The organism is Nonomuraea lactucae, assembly GCF_003313395.1.
GTDB lineage: Bacteria > Actinomycetota > Actinomycetes > Streptosporangiales > Streptosporangiaceae > Nonomuraea > Nonomuraea lactucae.
In genome coordinates, this window is the sequence record NZ_QNFZ01000429.1 from 1 (window position 1) to 1,072 (window position 1,072).

Annotated in this window: 1 protein-coding gene; it reads left to right on the forward strand. The window is 74.8% G+C overall.

Features of this window, described 5'->3' with window-relative positions; genetic code table 11:
• Positions 1-911: family 20 glycosylhydrolase (locus DQW85_RS22400; protein ID WP_162795231.1), on the forward strand; the 911-nt coding region annotated here is incomplete at its 5' end.
• Between the last annotated feature and the right edge of the window lie 161 nt (positions 912-1,072).

The following is a 1,072-nucleotide window of genomic DNA, read 5'->3' on the forward strand; positions in this document are numbered from 1 at the left end:
ACGCCTGGCCGCGGCTGGCCGCCCACGGCGGCGGCACGGCGGCCGGCGGCGACCCGGGCGGCCACTACACCAAGGCCCAGTACCGGGAGATCGTCGCCTACGCCGCCGCCAGGAACGTCACGATCGTGCCCGAGATCGACATGCCCGGCCACACCAACGCCGCCCTCGCCTCCTATCCGGAGCTGACCTGCGACGGCGTCGCGCCGCCCCGCTACACCGGCACGGACGTGGGGTTCAGCTCGCTGTGCACGTCCAAGGAGGTCACCTACAGGTTCGTCGACGAGGTGCTGGGGGAGCTGGCCGCGCTGACGCCCGGCCCGTACCTGCACATCGGCGGCGACGAGGCCAAGGCGACCTCGCCCGGCGGCTACGCGGCGTTCATGAGCCGGGCGCAGCGGATCGTCGCCGCGCACGGCAAGACGGTCGTCGGCTGGCACGAGATCGTCAAGGCCGGCCCCGCGCCGTCCGCCGTCGTCCAGTACTGGGGCACCACAGGGCGGGACAGCGAGGTCGCCGGCGCGGGCAGGGACGTGATCCTCTCCCCTGCCAGCCGCGCCTACCTGGACATGAAGTACGACCCGGACACGCCGCTCGGCCAGACCTGGGCGGGACCGACCGAGGTCGAGGACGCCTACGGGTGGGACCCCGGCACCTACCTGGACCACCTGCCGCCGGCCCGGGTGCTCGGCGTCGAGGCGCCGCTCTGGACCGAGACGATCAGGACCTCGGGCGAGATCGAGTACATGGCCTTCCCCCGCCTGCCCGCCCTCGCCGAGCTGGCCTGGTCGCCGCCCGGCGCGCGCGACTGGGACTCCTTCAGGCGGCGGCTCGGCGCTCAGGGGCCCCGCTGGCGGGCCATGGGGATGGACTACCGTCGCTCCCCCCAGATCGCCTGGCCTCCCGGGTCCTGAGCACGGGGGAGGGCGGCCTGTCGGTGGGAGGCGGTATTTTCGGGCCGTGGAAACGCCGCCCGCCAAAGACGTCCGCGCCCTGCTCCGCCGGGCGGCGCGGCTGCTGGCCGACACGCGCGGCCTCGCCGCCGAGCACGACCGCGTCATGGCCGGGGTCCGCG